Annotated in this window: 18 protein-coding genes and 1 pseudogene; 18 read left to right on the forward strand and 1 reads right to left on the reverse strand. The window is 73.9% G+C overall.

Going from position 1 to position 19,838, the window contains the following annotated elements:
• Positions 1–29: 29 nt before the first annotated feature.
• The 7 genes from J7523_RS08870 to rho all read left to right on the forward strand — a co-directional run bounded on the left by J7523_RS08870 (position 30) and on the right by rho (position 10,195).
• On the forward strand, positions 30–1,319 hold the full coding sequence (locus J7523_RS08870; protein WP_291885084.1) for an MFS transporter: 1,290 nt from the start codon (positions 30–32) through the stop codon (positions 1,317–1,319).
• A 40-nt stretch (positions 1,320–1,359) separates the two neighbouring features.
• Positions 1,360–3,039, forward strand: coding sequence for an arginine--tRNA ligase (gene argS / locus J7523_RS08875; RefSeq protein WP_291885087.1), 1,680 nt, complete (start codon positions 1,360–1,362; stop codon positions 3,037–3,039).
• Positions 3,036–4,397 carry a diaminopimelate decarboxylase gene (lysA, locus tag J7523_RS08880; protein ID WP_291885090.1) on the forward strand — a complete coding sequence of 454 codons (1,362 nt, stop codon included), beginning with the start codon at positions 3,036–3,038 and terminating at the stop codon, positions 4,395–4,397. The genes argS and lysA overlap by 4 nt, the downstream gene beginning before the upstream one ends.
• 145 nt (positions 4,398–4,542) lie before the next feature.
• Complete coding sequence (locus tag J7523_RS08885; protein ID WP_291885092.1) at positions 4,543–5,889, forward strand: homoserine dehydrogenase; 1,347 nt, start codon at positions 4,543–4,545, stop codon at positions 5,887–5,889.
• Positions 5,889–6,980, forward strand: coding sequence for a threonine synthase (gene thrC, locus J7523_RS08890; RefSeq protein ID WP_291885095.1), 1,092 nt, complete (start codon positions 5,889–5,891; stop codon positions 6,978–6,980). The genes J7523_RS08885 and thrC overlap by 1 nt, the downstream gene beginning before the upstream one ends.
• 5 nt (positions 6,981–6,985) lie before the next feature.
• Positions 6,986–7,969, forward strand: a complete 984-nt coding sequence (gene thrB, locus J7523_RS08895) for a homoserine kinase (RefSeq protein WP_291885098.1) — start codon at positions 6,986–6,988, stop codon at positions 7,967–7,969.
• A gap of 276 nt (positions 7,970–8,245) precedes the next feature.
• Entirely contained in the window at positions 8,246–10,195 is a 1,950-nt protein-coding gene (gene rho / locus J7523_RS08900; RefSeq protein ID WP_291885100.1) for a transcription termination factor Rho, read from the forward strand.
• 152 nt (positions 10,196–10,347) lie between these two features.
• Here rho and J7523_RS08905 read toward each other — a convergent pair whose 3' ends face one another.
• A complete protein-coding gene (locus J7523_RS08905) occupies positions 10,348–11,499 on the reverse strand; it encodes a glycosyltransferase family 4 protein (protein ID WP_291885102.1) in 1,152 nt (383 codons plus the stop codon).
• 207 nt (positions 11,500–11,706) lie between these two features.
• Between J7523_RS08905 and rpmE the strand changes: the two genes are divergently transcribed.
• The 11 genes and pseudogenes from rpmE to J7523_RS08960 all read left to right on the forward strand — a co-directional run.
• Positions 11,707–11,922, forward strand: coding sequence for a 50S ribosomal protein L31 (rpmE, locus tag J7523_RS08910; RefSeq protein WP_291885105.1), 216 nt, complete (start codon positions 11,707–11,709; stop codon positions 11,920–11,922).
• 129 nt (positions 11,923–12,051) lie between these two features.
• Entirely contained in the window at positions 12,052–13,146 is a 1,095-nt protein-coding gene (prfA, locus tag J7523_RS08915) for a peptide chain release factor 1 (RefSeq protein WP_291885108.1), read from the forward strand.
• Positions 13,143–14,099 (forward strand): peptide chain release factor N(5)-glutamine methyltransferase, encoded by a 957-nt coding sequence (gene prmC / locus J7523_RS08920; protein WP_291885110.1) that lies wholly within the window; start codon positions 13,143–13,145, stop codon positions 14,097–14,099. Before prfA ends, prmC begins: the two co-directional genes overlap by 4 nt.
• Entirely contained in the window at positions 14,096–14,800 is a 705-nt protein-coding gene (locus J7523_RS08925) for an L-threonylcarbamoyladenylate synthase (RefSeq protein ID WP_291885114.1), read from the forward strand. Before prmC ends, J7523_RS08925 begins: the two co-directional genes overlap by 4 nt.
• Positions 14,797–15,972, forward strand: coding sequence for an MraY family glycosyltransferase (locus tag J7523_RS08930; protein WP_291885117.1), 1,176 nt, complete (start codon positions 14,797–14,799; stop codon positions 15,970–15,972). Before J7523_RS08925 ends, J7523_RS08930 begins: the two co-directional genes overlap by 4 nt.
• Positions 15,969–16,493 (forward strand): hypothetical protein, encoded by a 525-nt coding sequence (locus J7523_RS08935; protein ID WP_291885120.1) that lies wholly within the window; start codon positions 15,969–15,971, stop codon positions 16,491–16,493. Before J7523_RS08930 ends, J7523_RS08935 begins: the two co-directional genes overlap by 4 nt.
• A 184-nt stretch (positions 16,494–16,677) precedes the next feature.
• A complete protein-coding gene (gene atpB, locus J7523_RS08940; protein WP_291885123.1) occupies positions 16,678–17,400 on the forward strand; it encodes a F0F1 ATP synthase subunit A in 723 nt (240 codons plus the stop codon).
• A gap of 91 nt (positions 17,401–17,491) precedes the next feature.
• Positions 17,492–17,698: an ATP synthase F0 subunit C gene (atpE, locus tag J7523_RS08945; protein ID WP_203756789.1), complete on the forward strand. Its 207-nt coding sequence runs from the start codon at positions 17,492–17,494 to the stop codon at positions 17,696–17,698.
• An 11-nt stretch (positions 17,699–17,709) separates the two neighbouring features.
• Positions 17,710–18,288, forward strand: coding sequence for a F0F1 ATP synthase subunit B (locus J7523_RS08950; protein ID WP_291885144.1), 579 nt, complete (start codon positions 17,710–17,712; stop codon positions 18,286–18,288).
• A complete protein-coding gene (locus J7523_RS08955; protein WP_291885129.1) occupies positions 18,288–19,100 on the forward strand; it encodes a F0F1 ATP synthase subunit delta in 813 nt (270 codons plus the stop codon). The genes J7523_RS08950 and J7523_RS08955 overlap by 1 nt, the downstream gene beginning before the upstream one ends.
• Positions 19,101–19,170: 70 nt before the next feature.
• Positions 19,171–19,838: pseudogene (locus J7523_RS08960) on the forward strand (F0F1 ATP synthase subunit alpha); the annotation flags it as partial.

The raw sequence follows: 19,838 nt of genomic DNA on the forward strand, positions 1-19,838 counted from the left end.
CGGGCACGTGGCCGATAGGCTCCTGGCAAGTGGAGTCCTCCCAGCCCGTGATCCCCCGGCCCTTCTGGCGCGGCCGGCTCGTGGTCCTCGCGGGCATCGTGCTCGTCGCCCTCAACCTCCGGGTCGCCGTCGCGGCGGTGTCGCCGATCCTGGTGGTCGTCCGCGAGGACGTGGCCCTCTCGGCCGGGCAGGCCGGTCTGCTGGGCACCATCCCGGTCGTGTCGTTCGCGGTGTTCGGCTCGCTCGCCACGCCGTGCGCGCGCCGGCTGGGACTCGAGCCCACGATGGTCCTCGCGATGCTGCTGTCGGCGACCGGCGAGGTGGTCCGGGCGACGGTCTCCTCCGCGCCTGCGTTCCTGGCATGGTCGGTGCTCGCGCTCGCGGGCATGGGGATGGGCAACGTGCTGCTCCCGCCGCTGGTCAAGCGCTACTTTCCGGACCGGATCGGGTTCGTCACCGCGGTGTACTCCGTGGCGATCTCGGTCAGCACGGCCCTGCCGCCGTTGTTCGCGCTGCCGCTCGCGCAGCGGTACGGGTGGCGGGTCGCGATCGGGTGGTGGGCGGTCGTCGGGGTGGCCGCGGCGGTGCCGTGGGTGGTCGTCGTGGTCCGCTCGGTGACGGCCCGCGCGCACCTGCGCGAGCTGCTGCGCCGGGCGCCCCGGCGGTCGGGCGAGCAGGTGCTCGTGTCGCACGACCGCGGTGTCACCCGGCTCGTCTGGCGCTCGCCCCTCGCGTGGGCGCTCGCAGCGACGTGGGCGCTCAACACGACCGGGATGTACGTGCTGTTCGCGTGGCTCCCCGAGATCCTCGCCGACGCGGGCCTCGACGCGGCGGCCGGCGGACGGTGGCTCGCGGTCGTGGCGATCATGGGGCTGCCCGCCGCCCTGTTCGGCCCGGTGCTGACCGCTCGGATGCGCAACCCGTACCCGCTCGTCGCGTCCTTCCTCGCGTGCTGGGCCGTCGGGTACCTGGGCCTGTGGTTCGCGCCGGCGCACGCGACCGCGCTCTGGATGGTGCTGCTCGGGATCGGTGGCGGCACGTTCCCCGTGTCGCTCGCACTCATCGGGCTGCGCACCGCGACACCCGCGATCGCCGTGACGCTCTCGGGCATGGTGCAGGGCGTCGGGTACGCGGTGGCGGGGCTCGGGCCGGTCGGGATCGGGCTGCTCTACGACGCGACGGGCGGCTGGGACGTGCCGATCGCCGTGCTGCTCGGGCTGGTGGGCGTGCAGGCCGTCGTCGCGTGGCGGGCGTGCCGTCCGGACATGCTCGGCAAGCCCGCGACGGACGACGCCCGCCTGCCGGTCGACGCCCGATAACCCGTCCGGGACGCCGTCCGAGGTCCCCTACCCTTGACGGGTGACTCCCGCACAGCTCTCCGAGGCCCTGAGGGCCGCCCTGGTGCACGCCGTCGACGACGGCACGTTCGCTCTCGACGCCGCGGACATCCCCGCGACCGTGCACCTCGAGCGACCCCGGCAGCGCGAGCACGGCGACTGGGCGACGAACGTCGCGATGCAGCTCGGGAAGAAGGCCGGCACGAACCCGCGCGCGTTCGCGACCGAGCTCGCCGCGCGCCTCGGCGGTGTCGAGGGCATCGCGTCCGTCGAGGTCGCGGGTCCCGGGTTCCTCAACATCCGGCTCGACACGGCCGCGGCCGGCGAGCTCGCACGGACGGTCGTCGAGCAGGGCGGCGAGTACGGGCAGAACGAGTCGTTCGCCGGCGTCAAGGTCAACCTCGAGTTCGTCTCCGCCAACCCGACGGGCCCGCTGCACATCGGCGGCGTCCGCTGGGCGGCCGTCGGCGACAGCCTCGCCCGCGTGCTCGCGGCGTCGGGCGCCGACGTCACGCGCGAGTACTACTTCAACGACCACGGCGCGCAGATCGACCGGTTCGCGCGCTCGCTCGTCGCGCGCGCTCTGGGGCAGCCCGCGCCCGAGGACGGCTACGGCGGCTCCTACATCACCGACATCGCCGAGCAGGTGGTCGCCGACGCGCTCGCGGCCGGCGAGCCCGACCCGCGCACGCTGCCGACGGCGGAGGCGACCGAGGCCTTCCGGGCGCGCGGCGTCGAGCTGATGTTCGGCGAGATCAAGCAGTCGCTGCACGACTTCGGCGTCGACTTCGACGTGTACTTCCACGAGGACTCGCTGCACGAGTCGGGCGCCGTCGAGCACGCGGTGGCGCGCCTGCGCGAGGGCGGCCACGTGTTCGACGCCGACGGCGCCGTCTGGCTGCGGACCACGGACTTCGGTGACGACAAGGACCGCGTCATCATCAAGTCGGACGGCCAGGCCGCGTACATCGCGGGCGACATCGCGTACTACCTCGACAAGCGCGAGCGCGGGTTCGACCGGGTCGTCATCATGCTCGGCGCCGACCACCACGGGTACATCGGCCGGATGATGGCGGTGTGCGCGGCGTTCGGTGACACCCCGCACGTCAACCTCGAGATCCTCATCGGCCAGCTGGTCAACCTCGTCAAGGACGGCCAGCCGGTCCGCATGTCGAAGCGTGCCGGCACGGTCCTGACGATCGACGACCTGGTCGACGCGGTCGGCGTCGACGCGGCCCGGTACGCGCTGGCCCGCTCGTCGGCGGACTCGTCGATCGACCTCGACCTCGACCTGCTCGCGTCCGCGAAGAACGAGAACCCCGTCTACTACGTCCAGTACGCGCACGCGCGCACGGTCAACGTGGGCCGCAACGCGGCCGACGCGGGCGTGTCGAAGGAGGACGGGTTCGACGCGTCGCTCCTCGACCACGAGACCGAGGCCGTGCTGCTCGGCCAGATCGCCGAGCTGCCGCGCGTCGTCGCGCAGGCCGCCGAGCTGCGCGAGCCGCACCGGGTCGCCCGGTACCTCGAGGAGCTCGCCGGGGCGTACCACAAGTGGTACGACCAGCGCCGGGTCACGCCGTTCGGCGACGAGGAGGTCTCGGACGTGCACCGCACGCGCCTGTGGCTCAACGACGCCACGCGCCAGGTGCTCGCGAACGGCCTCGCGATGCTCGGCGTGAGCGCGCCGGAGCGCATGTGAGCACGATCCCCGGCGAGCCCTGGTCCCGGGGCGTCGCACGGGCCGACGACGGCACCGTGTCGGTCGGCGGTGTGGACGTGCACACGCTCGCGGCAACCCACGGCACACCGGCGTACGTGCTCGACGAGGCCGACCTGCGCTCGCGCGCGACGGCCTACCGGCGCGCGTTCGAGACAGCGTTCGCCGAGGTCGGCGCGGGCGTCGACGTGTACTACGCGGGTAAGGCGTTCCTGTCGGTCGCGGTCGCCCGCTGGGTGCACGAGGAGGGCCTGCGGGTCGACACCGCCTCGGGCGGCGAGCTCGCCGTCGCGCTGCGGGCCGGCGTCCCGGGTGCGCACATCGGGCTGCACGGCAACAACAAGTCGGACGACGAGCTCGCGGCGGCGCTCGACGCGGGCGTCGGCCGGATCATCGTCGACTCGCTCGTCGAGATCGACCGCCTCGCGGACCTCGTGAAGCGCCGCGGGGGAGACCCCGCACCCGTGATGGTGCGCGTGACGACAGGTGTGCACGCCGGCGGGCACGAGTACATCTCGACGGCGCACGAGGACCAGAAGTTCGGGCTGTCCCTGGCGGCCGACGAGGGCGCGGACAGCCCGGCGGTGACCGCGCTGCTCGCGGTGCTGGCCCGCCCCGAGCTGCACCTGCTCGGCATCCACTCGCACATCGGCTCGCAGATCCTCGACCCGTCCGGGTTCGAGGTGGCCGCCCGCGCGGTCCTCACGCTGCGCGCGCACCTCGCGGAACGCACGGGCGTGCTGGTCGACGAGGTCGACCTGGGCGGCGGGTACGGCATCGCCTACCTGCCCGGTGAGGTCGCGCTCGACCCGGACCGGATCGCCAAGGACGTGGCCGGGTCGGTCGCGGCGGCCGCCGCGGAGCTCGGCACCGCGCTGCCGCGGTTCTCGATCGAGCCCGGTCGCGCGATCGTCGGGCCTGCCGGGCTCACGCTCTACACGGTCGGCACGGTCAAGCCCGTGCGGCTGGACGACGGGCGCGTGCGCACGTACGTCTCGGTCGACGGCGGCATGAGCGACAACATCCGACCGGCGCTGTACGGCGCGCAGTACCACGCGGAGATCGTCGGCCGGGTGTCGACCGCGGAGCCCGTGCTGGCGCGCGTGGTCGGTAAGCACTGCGAGAGCGGCGACATCGTGGTCCACGAGGTGCAGCTCCCGGGCGACGTGCGCGCGGGCGACCTGCTCGCCGTGCCCGCGACGGGCGCGTACGGCCGGTCGATGGCGTCGAACTACAACCTGCTGACGCGCCCCCCGGTGGTCGCGGTGCGGGACGGGGCGTCGCGGGTGCTGGTCCGCCGCGAGACGGTCGACGACCTGCTCGCGCTCGACGCGGGCTGACCTCCAGCCGTCCACAGGACCGCGTCGCGTCGAGGCGCTCCCACAGGGCGGACCGCGCGGCCCACCACGTGGACGGCACCCCTATCCTGGGGGCGCCCGCCCCGGGATCGTCGGGGACGGTGCCCGAACCCGTCTGGAGGCAGCCGTGTCTGCGCCCTCGTCCGCCGACGTCCGCCCGGCCCTGCGCGTCGCCGTCCTGGGGTGCGGCGTCGTCGGCACGGAGGTCGTCCGGCTGCTCACGACGCAGGCCGACGACCTGGCCTCCCGGGTCGGTGCCCCGCTCGAGCTCGTCGGGGTCGCGGTCCGCGACGTCGACGCACCGCGCGACCCGGTCGTCGACCGTGCGCTGCTGACCACCGACGCCGAGGGCCTCGTCGCGAAGGCGGACGTCGTCGTCGAGCTCATGGGGGGCCTCGAGCCCGCGAAGGGCCTGCTGCTGCGGGCCATCGAGCACGGCGCCTCCGTCGTCACCGCCAACAAGGCGCTGCTCGCGCAGGACGGCCCGGTGCTGTACGCCGCCGCCGACGCGGCCGGTGTCGACCTGTACTTCGAGGCCGCCGTCGCGGGCGCCATCCCGATCGTCCGCCCGGTGCGCGAGTCGCTCGCCGGCGACCACGTCCGCCGCGTGCTCGGCATCGTCAACGGCACCACCAACTACGTGCTCGACAAGATGGCCACCGAGGGCCTCGACCTCGAGCAGGCCGTCAAGGAGGCCCAGTCGCTCGGCTACGCCGAGGCCGACCCGACGGCCGACGTCGAGGGCTACGACGCCGCCGCGAAGGCAGCCATCCTCGCGTCGCTCGCGTTCCACACGCGCGTCTCGATCGACGACGTCGACCGCGAGGGCATCACGTCGCTCACCGCCGACGACGTCGCGTGGGCCGAGCGCACGGGCTACGTCCTCAAGCTGCTCGCGATCGCCGAGCGCGGCGAGTCGCGCGCCGACGACGGCACCGTCACCGCCGGGGTCCAGGTCCGCGTGCACCCCGCGCTCGTGCCGGCCGCGCACCCGCTCGCCGGTGTGCGCGGCGCGTTCAACGCGGTGTTCGTCGAGGCCGACGCGGCCGGCGAGCTCATGTTCTACGGGCGCGGCGCGGGCGGGCAGCCGACGGCGTCCGCCGTGCTGGGCGACGTCGTCTCGGTCGCCCGGCACCGCGTGCTCGGCGGGCGTGGACCGGTCGAGTCGTCGTACGCGGCGCTCCCGGTGCTGCCCGCCGCCGCGGCGCGCACCCGCTACCAGATGCGCCTCGAGGTCGCCGACCGCCCGGGTGTCCTCGCGCAGGTCGCCGCGGTCCTCGCCGGCCGCGAGGTGTCGATCGAGTCGGTCCGGCAGACGCCCAAGGGCGACGGCAAGGTCGTGACCGACCTCGCCATGCTCGTCATCACCACGCACACCGCCACCGAGCACGCGCTGCGCAGCACGGTCGAGGCCCTCGAGGCCCTCGACGTGGTGCGTCGGGTCGTGTCCGTCCTGAGAGTCGAAGGAGCCTGATGGCCCACCAGTGGCGCGGGATCATCGCCGAGTACGCCGACCGCCTGCCCGCGCACGTGCAGGAGACTGTCGTCACGCTGGGAGAGGGCGGCACGCCGCTCGTCCCGGCGCCGGTGCTGTCGGACCGCACGGGCGCCGAGGTGTTCGTCAAGGTCGAGGGCATGAACCCGACGGGCTCGTTCAAGGACCGCGGCATGACGTCGGCGATCTCCGCCGCCGCAGGCCGGGGCGCGAAGGCCGTGGTCTGCGCGTCCACCGGCAACACCTCCGCGAGCGCGGCGGCGTACGCGACGCGTGCGGGGATGGTCTGCGCGGTGCTCGTGCCGGACGGCAAGATCGCGATGGGCAAGCTCAGCCAGGCCATCGCGCACGGCGCCCGGCTCCTGCAGGTCGACGGCAACTTCGACGCGTGCCTCGTGGCCGCCCGCAAGCTCGCCGAGGCGTACCCGGTCGAGCTCGTGAACTCGGTCAACCCCGACCGCATCGAGGGCCAGAAGACGGCGTCGTTCGAGATCGTCGACGCGCTCGGCGACGCGCCGGACATCCACGTCCTGCCGGTCGGCAACGCGGGCAACATCACCGCGTACTGGAAGGGCTACCGCGAGTACGCGGGTCTCGACGCCGGTGCGGCGCACGCCGCCGTCGCCACCAGGACGCCGATCATGTGGGGCTTCCAGGCCGCGGGCGCCGCCCCGATCGTCGCGGGCTACCCGATCGACGACCCGGAGACCATCGCGACGGCCATCCGCATCGGCAACCCGGCGTCCTGGGCGCAGGCCGAGGACGCGCGCGACACGTCGGGCGGCCTCATCGAGGCGGTCTCCGACGAGCAGATCCTCGCCGCGCACCGCGTGCTGTCGGCGGAGGTCGGCGTGTTCGTCGAGCCGGCCTCGGCCGCGGGCGTCGCGGGGCTGCTCGCGCTGGCCGACGCGGGCCGGGTCCCGCAGGGTGCGCGCATCGTCATCACGGTCACGGGGCACGGCCTCAAGGACCCGCAGTGGGCGCTGCGCACGCCGGACGGCAGCGACGTGCAGCCCGTCCGGGTCTCGGCGGACGTCGTGTCCATCGCGTCCGCGCTCGGCCTGGACTGACGGCCGTGCGCCTGGGGGCGGACCAGGTCCGCGTGCGGGTCCCCGCGACGAGCGCCAACCTCGGCCCCGGCTTCGACGCGCTCGGCGTCGCCCTGGGCCTGCACGACGAGCTCGAGGTCCGGGCGCTCGGCACCGCGGGCGTCACGGTCGAGGTGACCGGCGAGGGTGCGGGCGAGGTGCCCGACGACGAGTCGCACCTCGTGGTGCAGGCGCTGCGCGCGGCGCTCGACCACGTCGGCGCCCCGCAGACCGGCCTGCACCTGGTGTGCCGCAACCGCATCCCGCACGGTCGCGGCCTCGGGTCGTCCGCCGCGGCGGTGGTCGCGGGCATCGTCGCGGCGCGCGAGCTGGTCGCCGAGCCGGAGGCGCTGCCCGACGAGACGGTCCTCGCCCTCGCGACCGCGATGGAGGGCCACCCCGACAACGCCGCCCCCGCGATCCTCGGCGGCGCGACGGTCGCCTGGACCGAGACCGGGACGGGCACGGTCCGCGCGAGCCGGATCGCCGTGCACCCGGACGTCGTCCCCGTCGCGGTGGTCCCGTCCGTCCAGCTCTCGACGAAGGCGGCGCGGGGCGTGCTGCCCCGGACCGTCCCGCACGTCGACGCCGCGTTCCAGGCCGGCCGGGCGGCGTTGCTCGTCCAGGCGCTGGGCTCGGACCCGTCGCTGCTGCTCGCGGGCACCGAGGACCGGTTGCACCAGGAGTACCGCCGCTCGGTCATGCACGACTCGATGGCGCTCGTCGACGCGCTGCGGGCCCGCGGCGTCGCGGCGGTCGTGTCCGGTGCCGGCCCGACGGTCCTCGCGCTCGCCCGCCGGCTCGGCGGCGCCCCCGGCGCGGACGGCGTCCCCCGCACCGACGCGGACGCCGCGCTCGAGGCGGCGTTCGGCGGCGCGATGGGCGGCTGGCGCATCCTGCCGCTGACCGTGGACACCCTCGGGGCAACGGGTGAGCGGGTCGGCGCGGCGGCGCGACGGCCGATCGGGTGAATGCCGTTCGGGCCCGTCAGGCGCCCAGGAGGAGCGACCGACAGTGGTAGCATCGACGCGTTCCCCGGATTTCGTCCTCCGGGTCTCCCGCGCCGTCAAGAGCCCGGGTGTCCAGCACGAGTCGACGGTCCGGGAACAATCCAGCCCACGCGCGCAGATGTCGCAGACGTCGTCGTACGCCGCGCGTGCCAGCTCGTTCCGGTCAGAGCGACCGGACGCAGGCCGAACCCCCGTCCCCGCGGGGCGTCGGCCCATCGACGAGGGGAAGGGTCCTTCGTGACAGACACCATCGATCCCGCCGTGAGCCCCACCGGCGGATCAGCTCGTGGCGCCTCCATCTCCGCGCTGCGCCTGCCCGAGCTGCAGGCGCTCGCGTCCGAGCTGGGCGTCAAGGGCACCTCCAAGATGCGCAAGGGTGACCTCGTGGAGGCCATCTCGGCCGCCCGCGCCGGCTCCCGGCCGCACGCGCTGGAGCCGCGTCGCACGGAGACGGTCGCCGTCGCCGAGCCGCCGGCCCGCGCGCGCCGGGAGCGCCCCGCGCGGGTCGCGGCGACCACGACCGAGGCCCCCGAGGCGGACGCGCGCACCGAGTCGGAGCGCGCTCCGCGCACGGACGCACTCGCGGGCCTCGAGGCCGCGCTCGACGCGCGCCTGGCCCCCGCAGAGCCGCGCGAGGACCGTGCGAGCCGTGCGGCCGAGGCCGTCGGCGCCGTGACGGGCGAGCGTCGCTCGCGTCGCGCGGGCCGCGGCCAGGGTGCCCCGGCGGACGACACAGACGCCCACGCGTCCCAGGCCCAGCAGGGTCAGCAGGAGGGCCAGCCCCGCCAGCAGCGCGGCGACCAGCGCCCCGACCAGCGTGGCGAGCAGCAGGGCGGTCAGCAGAACCGTCAGCAGCAGGGCACGCAGACGGCGCCGCGCAGCGGCGACCAGGCGGGCCTCGACGACGAGGAGCGCGGCGGCCGCCGTCGTCGTTCGCGCGACCGCTACCGCGACCGTGACCGCAAGCGCGGCCGCGGACGCACGGGCACCCCGGACGTGGCGGGCCTCGACGAGATCGAGGTCACCGACGACGACGTCCTGCTGCCCGTCGCGGGCATTCTCGACGTGCTCGACAGCTACGCGTTCGTCCGGACGTCCGGCTACCTGCCGGGCCCGAACGACGTGTACGTCTCGCTCGGCCAGGTGAAGAAGTCGGGCCTGCGCCGCGGCGACGCGATCACGGGCGCCGTCCGGCAGCCCCGCGAGGGCGAGCAGCAGCCCGCCCCGCAGGGCAACCGGCCGAACAAGTTCAACGCGCTCGTGCGGCTCGACACCATCAACGGCATGACGCCCGAGGAGGCCCGCGGCCGCGCGGAGTTCACGAAGCTGACGCCGCTGTACCCGCAGGACCGCCTCCGCCTGGAGTACGAGCCCACGCGCATCACCCCGCGCGTGATCGACATCGTGGCGCCCATCGGCAAGGGCCAGCGCGGCCTCATCGTCGCGCCGCCCAAGGCGGGCAAGACGATCATCATGCAGCAGATCGCGAACGCGATCACCGCGAACAACCCCGAGGTCCACCTCATGGTCGTGCTCGTCGACGAGCGCCCCGAGGAGGTCACGGACATGGAGCGCACGGTGAAGGGCGAGGTCATCGCCTCGACCTTCGACCGGCCCGCCTCCGACCACACCATCGTCGCGGAGCTCGCGATCGAGCGCGCCAAGCGGCTCGTCGAGCTGGGGCAGGACGTCGTGGTGCTCCTCGACTCGCTCACGCGCCTGTCGCGGGCGTACAACCTGGCGGCCCCGGCGTCGGGGCGCATCCTCTCCGGTGGTGTCGACGCGTCCGCGCTGTACCCGCCGAAGCGGTTCTTCGGTGCCGCGCGCAACATCGAGAACGGCGGCTCGCTCACGATCCTCGCCTCGGCGCTCGTCGAGACCGGCTCCAAGATGGACGAGGTCATCTTCGAGGAGTTCAAGGGCACCGGGAACATGGAGCTGCGACTGTCCCGGTCGCTCGCCGACAAGCGGATCTTCCCGGCGGTCGACGTCAACGCGTCGGGCACGCGCCGCGAGGAGATCCTCATGGCGAACGACGAGCTGAAGATCATCTACAAGCTCCGCCGCGTCATGGGCGCCCTCGACCAGCAGCAGGCCATCGAGCTGCTGCTCGGCAAGCTGCGTGACACGAAGTCGAACGTCGAGTTCCTGCTCCAGGTGCAGAAGACGACGCCCGGCCAGGACTGACAACGCCCGTCCGGCGGACGGCCCCGCACTCCTCGTGGAGTGCGGGGCCGTCGTCGCTCCCGGCGAAGGGTCCGACGTCGCCGTGACGCCACGCGGACGTCGGGGCGCGGTGTTCAGCGACCGTGTGGCCGGTCCTGCAGGGGCGAGCGGCGTCAGACGGCGTCGCTGACGGTCTGCCCGTCGAGGTACTCGCGGCACGTCGCGCCGACCTGCTCCCACCGCCAGTCCCGCACCACGCGCTCACGGCCGAGGGCGCCCATGGCACGGGCGCGCGCCGGGTCGGTGAGCAGGTCGCAGAGCCGGGCGGCGATCTCGGCGGTGTCGGTCGGGTCGACGACGAACCCGGTGACGCCGTCGTCCACCGCGTCGGGCGCGCCACCGCTGCGGCCCACGAGCACGGGCTTGCCGCACGCCGCCGCCTCGAGGAACACGATGCCGAGGCCCTCGGGCTCGAGGCCGTGCAGCCGCGTCCGTGACGGCATCGCGAAGACGTCGCCGGCGTCGAAGTACGGCGGCATGTCCTTCCACGCGCGCGCTCCCACGAACGTCACGGCGTCGTCGAGCCCGAGCGTCCGGACCCGGTGCTCGAGAGTGCGCCGGTGCGGGCCGTCGCCGACCACGAGCAGCCGGGCGTCGGGGACCACCGCGCGCACGGCGGGCCACGCCTCGACGAGCATGTCCTGGCCCTTGCGCTCGACGAGGCGGGACGCAGTCACGACCAGCGGGACGCCAGGGTCGAGACCGAGCCCCGCGCGGACCTCGGCGCCGCCGCAGCCCGGGTGGAACCGGTCGGGGTCGACCCCAGGCGCGAGGCGGCGCTGCTTGGCGCGGCCGGCCGGCGACAGCGCGCGCCCGATCTCGTCGCGGCACCAGTCGGAGATGTAGGTGAGGTCGTCGACCTCGTCGCCGATGCGGCGCAGGAGCCGCCGGGTCACGGGCATCCGGGCCCACCACACCTCGTGGCCGTGCGTGAGCGCGACGATGCGCTGTGCGCCGGCCGCCCGCAGCGCGGGGGCGAGGAGGCCGAGCGGGGCCGACGCCCCGAACAGCACGCGGTCGCACCCGTGCTCGCGGAACGCGGCCACGACGTCGCGACGCACGCGGCGGGTGGGCAGGAGCGTCGTCGCCCGGTCCCGGACCACGGGGTAGGCGAGCTCCGCGTCGTACGCGGCGTCGCCGGGCATGGACGCGGTGTAGACGACGACCTCGCCGGGCGGGAAGAGGTCGCTCAGCGCGGCCACGAACGCCTCGATGCCGCCTTGCCGGGTGGGGAAGTCGTTGGTGACGACGAGCGTCCTGGGCAAGCGGTCCTCCGGGGCAATGATCGGTCCGATCATCGTAGGACCGGCGGGACGGGCACCGCGCCGGTCCGAGGTCCCGGGCGACCGGGCTGGCCGACCGGGAAGATTTCTGGCTGGCGAACCGTTCTGGCACAATGTTCTGCTGGTCTGCGGTTCACCTGCGCGCGCTCGCGTGCGGGACCCGGGGACACCCCCAGCGAGGAGAATCCCGTGAAGTCTGACATCCACCCGGAGTACGTGGTCACCGAGGTCACGTGCACCTGCGGCAACTCGTTCGTCACGCGTTCCACCGTGACGAGCGGCAAGATCCACGCCGACGTCTGCAGCGCCTGCCACCCGTTCTACACGGGCAAGCAGAAGATCCTCGACACCGGTGGCCGCGTGGCCCGGTTCGAGGCGCGGTACGGCAAGAAGCCGGCCAACTAGCACCCTCGCAGCGCCGGTGCCCGGCGCGGACGACTGCCCTCCATGGCAGTGTCCGCGTGGGCACCGGCGCTGTGTCGTTGTCAGGGCCGTCCCGACGGGACGGCATCCCCGGTGCAGCCAGGAGACCCCATGAGCGACGCGTTCGCCGCCGCCGAGCCGCTGCTCGCCGAGCACGCCGAGATCGAGGCGCAGCTCGCCGACCCCGGGGTCCACGCGGACGCCGCCCGGGCGCGCCGCCTCGGCCGCCGCTACGCCGAGCTGGGCCGTGTCGCGCAGGCCTACCGCGCCTGGCGCGCCGCCACGGACGACGCCGAGGCGGCCCAGGAGCTCGCCGAGGTCGACGAGTCCTTCGCGGCCGAGCTCCCGGCGCTGCGCGAAGCCGCCGACGCCGCCGCTGCCCGGCTGCGCAACGTGCTGATCCCGCGCGACCCCGACGACGCGCGCGACGTGATCCTCGAGATCAAGGCCGGCGAGGGCGGCGAGGAGTCGGCCCTGTTCGCCGGCGACCTGCTGCGGATGTACACCCGGTACGCCGAGCGGATGGGCTGGTCGACGCAGGTCCTCGAGGCCACGGAGTCCGACCTCGGCGGGTTCAAGGACGTCCAGGTCGCCGTCAAGTCGCGCGGCGCGGCCGCGCCCGAGGACGGCGTGTGGGCGCACCTGAAGTACGAGGGCGGCGTGCACCGCGTCCAGCGTGTCCCCGTCACCGAGTCGCAGGGCCGCATCCACACGTCGGCCGCCGGCGTGCTCGTCTTCCCGGAGGCCGAGGACGAGGGCGAGGTCGAGATCGACCCCAACGACCTGCGGATCGACGTCTACCGGTCGTCCGGCCCAGGCGGCCAGTCCGTCAACACCACGGACTCCGCGGTCCGCATCACGCACGTGCCGACCGGCATCGTCGTCTCGATGCAGAACGAGAAGTCGCAGCTGCAGAACCGCGAGCAGGCGATGCGGGTGCTGCGTGCGCGGCTGCTCGCCGCCCGGCAGGAGGAGGCGGCCGCCGCGGCGAGCGAGGCCCGGCGCAGCCAGGTCCGGACCGTCGACCGCTCCGAGCGGATCCGCACCTACAACTTCCCCGAGAACCGGATCGCCGACCACCGCACCGGCTACAAGGCGTACAACCTCGACACCGTGCTCTCGGGCGAGCTCGGGCCGGTCGTGCAGTCGGCGGTCGACGCGGACGAGGCGGCCCGCCTGGCGGCGGCCGCGGGGACCGCGGAGTGAGCACCGCGGCAGCCCGGCGGCCCGAGCCGGGGCTGCGCGCGCTCGTGGAGGGTGCGGCACGCGTGCTCGACGAGGCCGGCGTCGCGTCCCCGCGCCGCGACGCGACGGCCCTGGCCGCGTACGCGCTCGGCGTCGAACGGCTCGAGCTCGTGCTCCCGCCGCCCGTCCCTGCGGGGTTCGCCGATCGGTACGCGCAGCTCGTCGAGCGCCGTCGGCTGCGCGAGCCCCTGCAGCACATCACCGGCTCGACCGGGTTCCGCTACCTGACGATGTACGTCGAGCCCGGCGTCTTCGTGCCGCGGCCCGAGACCGAGCAGGTCGCGCAGGTCGCGGTCGACGAGGCTGCGCGGCTCGCCGCAGAGGGCCGCGCGCCGGTCGTCGTCGACCTGTGCTGCGGTGCCGGCGGCATCGCCGTCGCGGTCGCGACCGAGGTGCCGACGGCCACGGTCGCGGCGGTCGACGCCGCACCGGCCGCGGTCGCTCTGACCCGCCGCAACGCGGACGCCAACGGAGCACCGGGTGTGCGGGTCGAGCTCGGCGACGTGCGCGACGCGGCGCTGCTCGCCGACCTCGACGGCCGCGTCGACGTCCTGGTGTCGAACCCGCCCTACATCCCGCCGGACGCCGTGCCGGTCGACCCCGAGGTGCGCGACCACGACCCCGACCTCGCGCTCTACGGCGGCGGCGCCGACGGGCTCGAGATCCCGCGCGCGGTGATCGCGGCGGCCGTCCGGCTGCTCGTCCCCGGCGGGCTGCTCGTGATGGAGCACGCCGAGGTCCAGGACGCCGCGGCACGGCGGGACGCCGACGCGACCGGTGCGTTCGCCGACGTCCACACCCGACCCGACCTCACGGGTCGGCCCCGCATGCTCGTCGCGCGGCTCGCGCACCCCGGCGCTCCCGGCAGGTCCGGCGAGTCGCCCACCGACACCGTGGGAGGATCGCAGGCGTGAACGAGCGGATCTCGGCAGCCGACGACCCGAGCACCTGGGGACCCGCGATCGACGAGGCGGTCAACGCGGTCTCCCGCGGCGCCCTCGTCGTGCTCCCCACCGACACCGTGTACGGCATCGGGGCGGACGCGTTCACCCCGCCCGCCGTGCAGGCGCTGCTCGACGCGAAGGGCCGCGGCCGGCAGATGCCGCCACCGGTGCTCATCGCCGACGTGCGCACGCTCGACGGCCTCGCGACCGACGTCCCGGCCGGGGCGCGCGCGCTCGCCGAGGCGTTCTGGCCGGGCGGTCTCACGCTGATCGTGACCGCGCAGCCGTCGCTCGCCTGGGACCTCGGCGAGACCCGCGGCACGGTCGCGCTCCGGGTGCCCGACCACCCGACGGCGCTCGCGCTGCTGCGCCGCACCGGTCCGATGGCCGTGTCCAGCGCCAACCGCACCGGCTCGCCCGCCGCCGTGACCGCGCAGGACGCGTTCGACCAGCTCGGCGAGTCGGTCACGGTCTACCTCGACGCGGGCGCGGCACCCGGCGGCGTCGCGTCGACGATCGTCGACGCGACCGGCGACCGGCTGCGGCTGGTCCGCGCGGGCGCGCTCTCGCTCGAGCAGCTGCGGGAGGTCACCGCCGTCGACGGGCCCGAGGCTGCCGGCACGGCGGACGCGGACCCGCCCGGGCCCACCCCGGAGGGTCCGACCGCATGAGGGTCTACCTCCTGGTCCTGCTCATCGCCGCAGCGGTCGCGTACCTGACGACGCCGCTGGCCCGGTGGTGCGCGCTGCGCTGGGGTGCCATCACCGCCGTGCGCGACCGGGACGTGCACGCGATCCCGACCCCGCGCCTCGGCGGCATGGCGATGTTCGCCGGCATCCTCGTCGCGATCCTCATGGCGAGCCGGCTGCCGTTCCTGCACGCGCTCTACGGCAACCCGCGCCCGCTCGTCGGGATCGTCGGGGGAGCGGCGCTGGTGTGCGCGCTCGGTGTGGCCGACGACATCTGGGACCTCGACTGGCTCACCAAGCTCATGGGCCAGGTGCTCGCCGCGGGGTTCCTCGCCTGGCAGGGCGTCCAGCTCTACCAGCTGCCGTTCGGTGACGTGAACGTGATCAGCTCGACCCGCATGTGGACGTTCCTCACGGTGCTCACCGTGGTGATCGCGATGAACGCCGTGAACTTCGTCGACGGGCTCGACGGCCTGGCCGCGGGGGTGCTGGCCATCGGCGGCACGGCGTTCTTCCTGTACGCCTACCTGCTCACGCGCACGGCCGGCGGTGCCGACTACGCGAGCCTCGCGGCGCTGGTCCTCGCCGCGCTCGTCGGGGCCTGCCTCGGGTTCCTGCCGCACAACTTCTACCCGGCGCGCGTCTTCATGGGGGACTCGGGCGCGATGGTGCTCGGGTTCGTCATCTCGGCGGCCGCGATCCTGGTGACCGGCCAGATCGACACCGAGTCCGTGCTCAACCGCCAGCGGTTCCCCGCGTTCCTGCCGATCCTGCTGCCGTTCGCCGTGCTGCTGCTCCCGCTGCTCGACATGGCGCTCGCCGTGGTCCGTCGGGTCGGCGCCGGCAAGTCCCCGTTCCACCCGGACCGGATGCACCTGCACCACCGGCTGCTTGGCCTCGGCCACTCGCACCGGCGCGCGGTCGCGATCATGTACATCTGGACGGCCGTCTTCGCGTTCGGCGTCTCGGCGCTCGTCGTGTGGTCGACGACCGAGGTGCTCGTCTGCTTCGGCGTCGGCGTCGTCGTCGCCACCCTGCTCACGCTCGGCCCGCTGCGCGGCCGCTCGACGCCGCCGCCGGCCGACCCCGGCGGCGCGCCCGGCGCCGGCGCACCGGCCCCGCTGCCCGTCCCCACCCCGGAGGAAGTCCGATGACGAACGCCCCCACGCCGGGCGCCCGCCCCCCGCTCAGCGAGCAGGCCGTCGAGGCGGTGGTCCGCCAGGCGTTCCGCGACATGCTGGTGCTGCTCGGAGTCCTGCTCGTGCTCGGTGTCGGGATCGGCGTGCTCGTCGCCGGCGCGGCGGGCGCGTGGGGTGCGTTGCTCGGCGTCGCGATCGCGCTGATCTTCTCGGGCACCACCGTGCTGTCCGTCCTGGCGACCGTCCGCAGCTCGCCCGCACGCACGTCTGCGGTGATCATGGGCGCCTGGCTGGCCAAGATCGTGGTGGTGTTCGTCGCCCTCGCGGTGCTCAGCCGGTTCGACTTCTACGACCGCGTGGTGCTCGGCGTCGTGCTGTTCGCCGGGGTGCTCGGATCGGCGATCCTCGACCTGCGCGCGGTGCAGCGCGGACACGTCCCGTACGTCGAGCCGGCTCCCGCCGCGGGTGCCGGGACGGAGGCCTCGGACGCCCCGTCGAACGGCGCGGACGGCCGACCGGAGCACGCCGACTCATAGGTTAGGCTTCCCCGCATACACGACGGCCAAGTGTCGCCAGCGTGCCCGCGCCGACGCGGGCGGGTGACACCCTCGACCTCAGGAGACCGCCCTGTCCAGCCTTGCGACGATCCTCCCGCTCGCCGCTGAAGAAAGCGAGAGCGGCTTCCACGCGCCGTCGCTGGCGGACTTCTTCCCGCCGGCGGTGCTGTTCGAGGGCACCCCGTTCGAGATCAACCGGATCATGATCGTCCGCTTCATCGCGGCCGCCGTCGCGATCCTCGTGATCGTGGTCGCCGCGCGCCGCGCGAAGCTCGTGCCCGGCCGGTTCCAGGTCGTCGTCGAGATGGTGCTCGACTTCTGCCGCCGTCAGATCGCGGTCGAGACGCTCGGCGAGAAGCTCGGCAACAAGTACGCGCCGATCATCACGACGATCTTCTTCACGATCTTCTTCTTCAACATCACCGGCGTGGTGCCGTTCCTCAACATCGCCGGCACGTCGGTCATCGGGCTCCCGCTGATCTTCGCGCTGTGGGTGTTCTTCCTCTACATCGGTGCCGCGGTCAAGAAGCTCGGCGTCGGCGGGTTCCTCAAGGGCGCACTGTTCCCGGCGGGTGTGCCGAAGGGCCTGTACGTCCTGCTGACGCCCGTCGAGTTCCTGCAGGTCTTCCTGCTGCGGCCGGCGACGCTGACGATCCGACTCTTCGCGAACATGATGGCCGGCCACCTCCTGCTGGCCCTCTGCTTCGCGGCGACCTCCTTCTTCTTCTTCGAGGCCGCGAACGGCATGAAGGTCCTGGGCGTCGTGACGCTCGCGGGCGGGTTCGCGTTCTTCCTGCTGGAGATCTTCGTCGCCGCGCTGCAGGCGTACGTCTTCGCGATCCTCACCGCGGTCTACCTGCAGATGGTCCTCGAACCCGAACACTGAGCACCTGCTCGCCCGACGGCGAGGGACACGGTCCCGGATCGTCGCCCCACCCGGACGCGCCGCGCGGCGCGCAGATGAAAGGAACCACAACATGACCGGCAACCTCGCCGTCATCGGCTACGGCCTCGCCGCCATCGGCCCCGGCATCGGCCTGGGCATCCTGTTCGGCAAGACGATCGAGAGCATGGCCCGCCAGCCGGAGATGTCCGGTCAGCTGCGTTCCACCATGTTCATCGGCCTCGCCTTCATCGAGGTGTTCGGCCTGCTCGGTCTCGTCACCCCCTTCATCTTCCCGTGATCGCCGGGCAGCTGGTCACCGCCGCGCACGGCGCGGTGGTCGCTGCCGCGGAGGAGACGCCGAACCCGCTCCTCCCGGAGACCTACGACATCGTCTGGTCGCTGTTCATCGTCGTGGTGCTCGGCTTCGTGTTCCTCAAGTACGCGCTGCCGAAGATCCAGGCGGTGCTCGACGAGCGCACCGAGAAGATCGAGGGCGGTCTCGCCCTCGCCGAGTCGGCGCAGGCGGAGGCCCAGGCGGCCCTCGCCGAGTACCAGCAGCAGCTCCAGGACGCCCGCACGGAGGCCGCGCGCATCCGTGAGGAGGCGCGCAACGAGGGCGCCGCGATCGTCGCGGAGTCCCGGACGCGGGCGCAGGCCGAGGCCGCGCGCATCGTGGAGAACGCCCAGCGGCAGATCGAGGCGGAGCGCCAGCAGGCGAGCGTCTCGCTGCGCACCGAGGTCGGCGCGCTCGCGACCGAGCTCGCGTCGAAGATCGTCGGCGAGTCGCTCGAGGACGAGGTGCGGCGCTCGCGCGTCGTCGACCGTTTCCTCGACGACCTCGAGGCCAGCACGGCGGGCGCTGCGGCGGACGCAGGTAAGGGGAACTGATGCGCGGCACGAGCAGGGCGTCGCTGGCCGCCGCCGAGGAGCGGTGGGAGCCGGTCCTCGGCGAGGCCGGTGCGCAGTCGTCGACGCTGGGCGAGCAGCTGTTCGCCCTGGTCGACGCGCTCGACTCGTCGGGCTCGCTGCGCCGGACCCTCGCCGACCCGTCGATCGACGGCGACGCGAAGGCCGGCCTCGTGGGCCGGCTGCTCGGCGCCGCGGACCCGCGGGTCGTCGAGGCGGCGCAGGGTCTGGTGCGGTCGCGCTGGTCGGCCGACAACGACCTGGCGGACGCCGTCGAGCACCTGGCGTTCCACGCCGTGCTCGCGACCGCGGAGGCGGACGGCACGCTCGCCCAGGTCGAGGACGAGCTGTTCCGGTTCTCGCGTGCCCTCGCCGGGCAGCGGGAGGTCCGTCGGGCGCTGTTCGACACCTCGGTGCTCGCGGAGGCGCGCGTGCACCTGGTCGACCAGATCATCGGCGGGCGCGTCGCACCCGTGACGCTGCTGGTCGCCGAGCGCGTCGCCGCGGCGCCGCGCGGCCGCCGGTACGTGGCGAGCCTCGGCCACCTGGCCGACCTCATCGCGGAGCGGCGCGACCGCCAGGTCGCCACGGTGCACTCGGCGTCGCCGCTCACCACGGCGCAGCGCGACCGCCTCGCGGAGATCCTCCGGAATGCCTACGGTCGCGAGATCCAGCTCAACACCGTGCTCGACCCGCAGATCCTCGGTGGCCTGCGCGTGCAGGTGGGACCGCAGGTCGTGGACGCGACCGTGCTGGCCCGCCTGGCGGACGCCCGCCGACGGCTGGCGAGCTGACCCGCGCGCCCGCCGCGCACCAGACATGTGAGACCGCACGCACCGCGTGCGCCACGACAGGAGAGAAGCAATGGCTGAGCTGACGATCCGGCCGGAGGAGATCCGCGCCGCGCTGGACAGCTTCGTGAAGACGTACGAGCCCAAGGGCGCCGTCTCGGAAGAGGTCGGCCGTGTCACGCTCGCGGGCGACGGCATCGCGCAGGTCGAGGGCCTGCCCGGCGCGATGGCGAACGAGCTGCTCAAGTTCGAGGACGGCACGCTCGGCCTCGCGCTCAACCTCGACGTGCGTGAGATCGGTGTCGTCGTGCTCGGCGAGTTCACCGGCATCGAGGAGGGCCAGGAGGTCCGCCGCACGGGTGAGGTCCTCTCCGTCCCGGTCGGCGACGGCTACCTCGGTCGCGTCGTGGACCCGCTGGGTGAGCCCATCGACGGCCTCGGCGCCATCGAGACCGAGGGCCGCCGCGCCCTCGAGCTCCAGGCCCCGGGCGTCATGGCCCGCAAGTCGGTGCACGAGCCGCTGCAGACCGGCATCAAGGCCATCGACTCGATGATCCCGATCGGCCGTGGCCAGCGTCAGCTGATCATCGGCGACCGCCAGACCGGCAAGACGGCGATCGCGATCGACACGATCATCAACCAGAAGGCCAACTGGGAGACCGGCGACCCGACGAAGCAGGTCCGCTGCATCTACGTCGCCATCGGCCAGAAGGGCTCGACGATCGCGTCGGTCCGCGGCGC

This window comes from Cellulomonas sp., from assembly GCF_017744555.1.
GTDB lineage: Bacteria > Actinomycetota > Actinomycetes > Actinomycetales > Cellulomonadaceae > Cellulomonas.